Annotated in this window: 7 protein-coding genes; 3 read left to right on the top strand and 4 right to left on the bottom strand. The window is 51.6% G+C overall.

Annotated features, from left to right (window positions below):
* On the bottom strand, positions 1–569 hold a 569-nt coding region (locus C8R21_RS15195; RefSeq protein ID WP_181258977.1), incomplete at its 3' end, for a MobA/MobL family protein.
* A gap of 251 nt (positions 570–820) precedes the next feature.
* Between C8R21_RS15195 and C8R21_RS15190 the strand changes: the two genes are divergently transcribed.
* On the top strand, positions 821–1,237 hold the full coding sequence (locus tag C8R21_RS15190) for a conjugal transfer protein TraD (protein WP_258192451.1): 417 nt from the start codon (positions 821–823) through the stop codon (positions 1,235–1,237).
* Between the two features lie 1,178 nt (positions 1,238–2,415).
* Here the strand turns inward: C8R21_RS15190 and C8R21_RS15180 are convergent.
* Both C8R21_RS15180 and C8R21_RS15170 read right to left on the bottom strand, forming a co-directional pair.
* On the bottom strand, positions 2,416–3,648 hold the full coding sequence (locus C8R21_RS15180) for a replication initiator protein A (RefSeq protein ID WP_107763445.1): 1,233 nt from the start codon (positions 3,646–3,648) through the stop codon (positions 2,416–2,418).
* A gap of 418 nt (positions 3,649–4,066) precedes the next feature.
* The gene (locus C8R21_RS15170) at positions 4,067–4,699 is read right to left on the bottom strand and encodes a ParA family protein (RefSeq protein ID WP_107763443.1); all 633 of its coding nucleotides are present in this window, start codon (positions 4,697–4,699) and stop codon (positions 4,067–4,069) included.
* A gap of 156 nt (positions 4,700–4,855) precedes the next feature.
* Here C8R21_RS15170 and C8R21_RS15165 point away from each other — a divergent pair, with 156 nt between their 5' ends.
* Positions 4,856–5,242, top strand: coding sequence for a type II toxin-antitoxin system RelE/ParE family toxin (locus C8R21_RS15165; RefSeq protein WP_107763442.1), 387 nt, complete (start codon positions 4,856–4,858; stop codon positions 5,240–5,242).
* Positions 5,217–5,558, top strand: coding sequence for a helix-turn-helix domain-containing protein (locus C8R21_RS15160; protein WP_107763441.1), 342 nt, complete (start codon positions 5,217–5,219; stop codon positions 5,556–5,558). The genes C8R21_RS15165 and C8R21_RS15160 overlap by 26 nt, the downstream gene beginning before the upstream one ends.
* 72 nt (positions 5,559–5,630) lie before the next feature.
* Here C8R21_RS15160 and C8R21_RS15155 read toward each other — a convergent pair.
* The coding region (locus tag C8R21_RS15155) for a recombinase family protein (RefSeq protein ID WP_107763440.1) at positions 5,631–6,165 on the bottom strand (535 nt) is incomplete at its 5' end.

The raw sequence follows: 6,165 nt of genomic DNA, 5'->3' as shown, positions 1-6,165 counted from the left end.
GCCATCTCCTGCCAGCGGCCTCTCAATTCCTTGAGATCCGCTGCGCGCTCAGTACGCGTCAGGGTCTGGCCCGCATGCGGGCCATAGCCCTTGCGCGCGCCGCCCTTCTCGGGGCTCTTCGCGTTGTAGCGCCTGAAATACTGTTCCGGATCGCGCTCGATGCCGTCCACCTGCCGCTCGGAGAACATGAGGTGGACGTGTGGCTGCGCCTGGCCATCCGCTGCGACGGGGGTGTGGATCGCCCACTGGTAGGCATGACGGCTTCCGATCTCCTGGGCGACGAATGCCCGTACCAGCGCTGCCCGCTGCTCTATATCGAGTTCCCTTGGCAGGGCAATTTCCATCTCCCGGTAGGTTGTGCCGTTGCTGCGCTCATGGGCATCCGCCGCCTGCCAGAACAGCAACGGGTCATGCTCAGCCCAGGCCGGCAGATTGCCGGCCGCGCAGGCTTCCAGCTTCTCGCCCCGGGAAAGATGCCGGGCATACTGCCCCTCGCGCACGATGTAGGCGGCATGCGGACACGCCCGCCCCGCTTTCCCTACCTTCATGCTCAAGCGAGCGATTGCCATGCTTCTGTCTCCGTTGTTTTTGGCCGCAACTGCGGCTCATCCTTTATCCTGTCTGCCGTGGCCGAGGCAATCGGCTTGATATTCCCGTCCCGCAGGGCGCGCGTTTCTCTTTCTGGGAGATTTTATCAGAAAGAGAAACAACTAAGCGCGCCTTCTATTTAAGAAGGATACTTCAGTCTGTGTCTGCCGCCAAGTTTTCCGCTACAATCGAGGGGCTCCAACGATGTGGAGGTCACATGCAGGATGATTGGATGACAACACGGCTGGCTTACTTACGCGGGCTGAAGAGCCCCAGCGATCACCAGCGGCTATTGCTGTTGCTGGCAGAGAAACCAGACAGGACACCAGAAGACGAGCGCAAGCTCACAGCCTTGGTGCGCGCGGAAAAAGCAGCAGAACGGGCGCAAAAGGCACGCGCCAGTGCCGCTAGGATCGTGAATGCGGAAAAGCTCGCAGCAAGAAAAGCACGCGACCGCGAGCTCTATAACGCCGCAGGCCTGATGATCCTGGCAGGCCTGGTGGATTCCAGAACCGGCATGCCGCTCCTGGATCGAGGAGAGCTCCTGGGCGCGCTCATGGAGCTCTCCAGGGTATCGCCTGAGGATGAGCGCAAGGCACAGTGGAAGCGTAAGGGTGATGCCCTGCTGGCAGAAAGAATGAAGGGTTGAGAGTCAGCAGGAGTGCTCAAGCCCTGCCAGTACCAAATTCCTGATCAGGGGATTTGGTACTGCTGGATAACGCCCTTCAACTTTTGCACAGAAATATATCGAGCACTTCAGAAAAATATCGGTTACTTCAAAAAAATATCGAAACATTCCAAAAAGAATATCGAGTGCTGCAAAAAAATGCGGGATTTCTACACATATATTTTCGGGCTTGTTGCAATTGTTTGCGCAGAGTAGGCGGGGCGCTGCCCCACCCCCCTCGTTCGCCACGTGGCAGGGGTGCAGGGAGATCTACGATCAAACCCCGATCCCCTGCACCCCTGGTCTTAGCGTGTGTCGCTTCAGGCAACGTCAAGGCCAGGCCCTGCCGGGGGGCTTGCGCCCGCCTTGACCCTGCCTTGAAAGCGGAAAACAGCTGTTCCAGGAAAGTGTCTTTCACAAAAAGGGGTTTAAAGCCTTTTGAAGCGTTTAATGGGAAAAGAGATAGATTTCCTTGAGCTTGAGGTAGAAATGCGCTCCACGGCCTTGAGAACGCGTCTGAAGGGTATTCCTGCATGAATCTCATGCCCCACCTTGCTCCTTCCTCCTGAAGACAGGTTTTGCGGACGTGCAAGGAATAGCAAAATGGACAAAGGGCAATTTCCACAGAAACCCGGCTGAGGCCCCGGATCGCTCTGCAATCCGGGGCTGATTTGTCCGGGTCCTGGTGCCCGAAGGGGGAGCCGTAAGGCTCAGGTCAGCTGCCATGGTTCTTCGGCAGCTGAGCCACCTGGATTGCCCTCATCCCCTGCTCAAGGTTCAGAAGACGAGCTTTTGTACCTTTTGAAAAAGATGAAAAACACAAGCGGGCAAAGTACAAAAGGTGAAACTGGAAGGGGGGTCTTCTGGCCCCCTTCAGGGGGCGTCGATAGATTCCTTTAAATTGGGAATTTGATTGTTGGAGATGTGTTATCCACAGTTGGATCTGGGAACGAAGCGTTAAAGATTTTATAAGTTAAAAAACGCGCGCGTGTTAAGGTGAGAGATATACCTACTAAGTGGCTATAAAATATATTATTTTACAAATAAAGCGTCAGCGATATAACGAATAAAGCGTCAGCGATATAACGAGTCAATCCACAGGAAAGTGTCAGCGATATAACGAGTCAATCCACAATGTCAGCGATATAACGAATAAAGCGTCAGCGACATAAATAGGAAGAGATGAGTTTCTGTTGATTTTTCATGTAGAAAGTAACTTGATCTGCCTCCCGATCGTAGATCAAGTGATATTCAGGCAGTGTATGAGCATTACTGATTTCCTGTACCTGATTTCGAAAGGCGCGGATATGACTCTGCGCTCCACACTTCTCCCGTAGTAATTCAAGTCCGATTTTCCAGCTTGGCTGCTTGCTGCCACAGTGCTTTCTGGCTAACTCATATAAACGCCTCTCCAAGGGTTTGCGTAACCGAAAATAGTCAGGATGGATCGTTAGCACTTCGTGTGCGTGGATTGCGTTATAAAGCCACTTGGATAAGGTGATTTCAACAGCAATCATGCGTTCATCACTTGGCGAACGCTCAATGATTGCCCAAGAATCGAGAATGCCAAATGCTTCCTTAACGCGCTTGTTACCAGTCTTGATGTCGGTTTTAATCGTTGTTCCCTTGAGTCTATCCAGGGCCCGTTCAAGTCGTTGATATTCCACCCCCCCTGTAGGTTTGTTGGTTGCCACGAGATAATTATGTACGGTAAAACGCACGGCCCGACTTTGCGTGTCTGGCCGCTCACGATTCAGGGCTTCCGTCATTTGCGAGGTAACAAAGATCAAAATATCCTTGTCATGCTGGGTAGCTCGCCCATATTTGACCGAAGGCGATACCTCGATGTGCTTTGTACCGTCTTTACTTGTCCATTCCCAAGGAGTGAGGTCTTTCTGAGTCTTAAGTGAAAAAACGGGGGCCTCCATTGTGGCGTGGTCGTCCTTGAGTGAATAGCCGAGGATATCTGCAACAAAGAAATCCTGGTTTGTGTAACGAGCTGGCAGTAGCTTGGATCGTTCCCGCTTTTTGCTCCTATCCTCTTCGACTTTTTTGATCTCGCTCTGAACATTGGCCAAGAAACCTAATTCAGGCTGAATGTCGCTAAATAAGTTAGGAGTAGATCTAGTTTCTCCGCGCATGACATAAACTTCAGCGGCAGCCTCTTCCGCGGCAATGATTGCTTGTCTACGTCGTTCTAACGGAGCTGCTTTGTCGATAATTTCATTTCTGCGGCGCTCAAGATCAGGATTGTTCGAGGATTGCTCGGCCATTGCTTGGAGACGTTGATTCGTACGCTCCAGCGCTGCCAATTGCTCCTCGATCTCTACCAATTCCAAGGCATAAGCCATAGTTACTTTGGATTTTGGCCCATCGCTCTTGTCAGATACCATAGTTACTCAGTTAGTGATTAATATAATTGCTTATGCTTGAGTGGAATGTTCTTCTCAATCATAGATGATGCAAATTACCAATCTAGCTGCTAGTTTTTATCTAGCTGCTATCTATCTGCTAGATTTTAATTCATAGTAATCTAGCGCCCTTTCCAAAACTTCAACCAGTTTTATCCCTTCGCGTTCAGCTATAGCCCTGATACGCGCATCCCAGTCTGGGGTAACACGGGTAGCAAATTGGACAGTTCTGTTCGTACGGCGAGCAGTACGACCGTCAATCTTTCTCCCTAGTGCTTTTGGAGACAACGAAGGCGCTGGTGCAATCTCTGGTGCGTTCAGATTATTGCTGGCTTCGTCCAAAGATGGGGGGTCGCCTAAGTTTGAGCGACGCCCTTTTAACGTCTTGAGTTTCGATACATCAGCCATTAGTCACCCGGTCAATAAGCGATTGAATCAGAGTATCGGCGCGTTCATTCAGTCCTGCAAATCTGGTTTCGGTAATGCTGTGACCCGTGTTTTGTGCTTGCCGGTAAGCTGGTCTATCACGCAAGGTACCGGCCAAGACCGTATAACCAGCTTGTTCCAAGTAGGTCCGTGCCGCCACTTCCTCAGCGGAAGTACCAACTCGGTTCAAGGCGAACGCAAGGCGCTCATTCGGGATGCCAGCTTTCGTCAATGCGTGGAATTCACGTACTGCCGGGATTAGGTCATCCCGCGACGGGCCTGATGGCTGCACAATCAAATCGGCCGCCTTGGCAATATCAAGTGTGGCTTGACTAGTGCGGGCTGGCCCATCGATGATAAGTAAATCAAAACCTTTTGCAGCTTCAAGCGCTTGTGCAGCGGTGGCAAATGCCTCTACTGATACGATTGGCTCAATCCCTTGGGATAATCGTAGGCGATGCCAATCAACAGATGTCCCTTGCTGAGTGTCCAAGTCTGCAACTTTTACCCGTAAACCACCTACCGCGACTTCACGCGCTAACGCACGGGAAAGAGTACTTTTCCCAACCCCACCTTTTTGCGAAACGAATGCAACAATTGCAGCCATGAAAACTCCTATCTAGCAGCTAGAAATAAATATTTTAATCTAGCTGCTAGACTATATCTAGCAGCTAGAATTTAATTCATTGCAAATGAACTAAGCATTCGATCGTGAGGTACTACACTACGATTACTTTTTATATCTATTTTGGTATAATATGCTATGACCGATGAAGAAGAAAAATCACTTGTCTGGATCGGGAGCAGTAAGAAAGATCTGATGGTGTTTCCGACCAAGGTACGCAAATTTTTCGGTCATGCCCTGGACTTCGCACAGCACGGTGATCGACACGGCGCGGCCAAAGTGCTCAAGGGCTTCAGTGGCGCTGGTGTCTTGGAAGTAGTCGAAGATGATGCGGGTGGGACTTATCGCGCTGTCTATACCGTGAAATTCGAGGAAGCCGTGTTCGTCCTGCACTGCTTCCAGAAGAAGAGTAAGAGCGGAGTCACAACGCCGAAGGAGGACATGGATATTATCCGTGCCAGACTGAAGGTGGCCGAGGCACTTGCAAAGGAGCTACGACATGAAAAAGCAAAAGCGCATCGTTGAAGGCATTGAGACTGAAACCAGTTCAAGCAACATTTTTGCCGATCTGGGTTTGCCGAATGCCGAAAAACTCAAAATCAAGTCTGCCCTGGTGATCGAAATCACCCGAGCTGTGCGTAAACTTGGTCTGACTCAAGAAGAGGTCAGCCGTCGGATGGGCATTCCGCAACCTAAAGTATCTGCGCTACTGCGTGGCGACTTCACCGGTTTGTCCGAGCGTAAGCTGATGGACTGCTTGAACCGCCTGGGGTATGACATCGAAATCAAGGTGAAGCCAACATCCGAGCCAGTCGGGCACTTGACGCTGGCTATCGCTTAAGGACGAGGACCACCTCTGCTGCTGGCCTTGCGTTGCAGCAATCCGGCGCGACGATCACGGTTATCAAATAACTTACTTTCGATTCAATGCACGGTATAAAGTAGTTCGATCCACATTCAGTAGTCCCGCCATGCCGGATACGGTTTCCCGTCCCTCCTGGATCATCTGAGCTGCATGGCTGATCTGCTCCCGGCTCAGCTTGTGTGGACGGCCTATATGCTTTCCCCGCCGCCTGGCTGCCTGCATGCCGGCCTTCGAGCGCTCAGATATCAATGAGCGCTCAAATTCGGCCAACGCACCCATGATGTGAAATACCAGCTTGCCTCCGGCTGTCGTGGTGCCGATCCCATCCGACAGGCTCTCAAATCCGGCGCCTTCGTTTCGCAACTTCTCGATCAGCTCAATCAGGAAACTCAACGACCGCCCCAGACGGTCCAGCTTCCACACAACCAGCACATCGCCTTTCCCCACTGCCGCAATTGCCTGGGACAATCCTTCACGCTCAATGGCAACCCCGCTGACGCCGTGATCGGTAAATACCTGCTCGCATCCCGCCCTGGTTAAAGCATCCAGCTGCAGGTCAAGATTCTGGTCATCGGTGGAAACC

Origin of the sequence: Nitrosospira multiformis, from assembly GCF_003050865.1 — a bacterium.
Classification (GTDB): domain Bacteria; phylum Pseudomonadota; class Gammaproteobacteria; order Burkholderiales; family Nitrosomonadaceae; genus Nitrosospira; species Nitrosospira multiformis_E.
The sequence above is the reverse complement of the archived record's forward strand: the minus strand, read 5'-3'. Positions and strand labels throughout refer to the sequence as shown.

Bases quoted from the DNA above. Each gene is read 5' to 3' on its own strand.
- C8R21_RS15190 (WP_258192451.1), top strand. From the start codon at position 821: ATGACAACACGGCTGGCTTACTTACGCGGGCTGAAGAGCCCCAGCGAT.
- C8R21_RS15180 (WP_107763445.1), bottom strand. From the start codon at position 3,648: ATGGTATCTGACAAGAGCGATGGGCCAAAATCCAAAGTAACTATGGCT.
- C8R21_RS15170 (WP_107763443.1), bottom strand. From the start codon at position 4,699: ATGGCTGCAATTGTTGCATTCGTTTCGCAAAAAGGTGGGGTTGGGAAA.
- C8R21_RS15165 (WP_107763442.1), top strand. From the start codon at position 4,856: ATGACCGATGAAGAAGAAAAATCACTTGTCTGGATCGGGAGCAGTAAG.
- C8R21_RS15160 (WP_107763441.1), top strand. From the start codon at position 5,217: ATGAAAAAGCAAAAGCGCATCGTTGAAGGCATTGAGACTGAAACCAGT.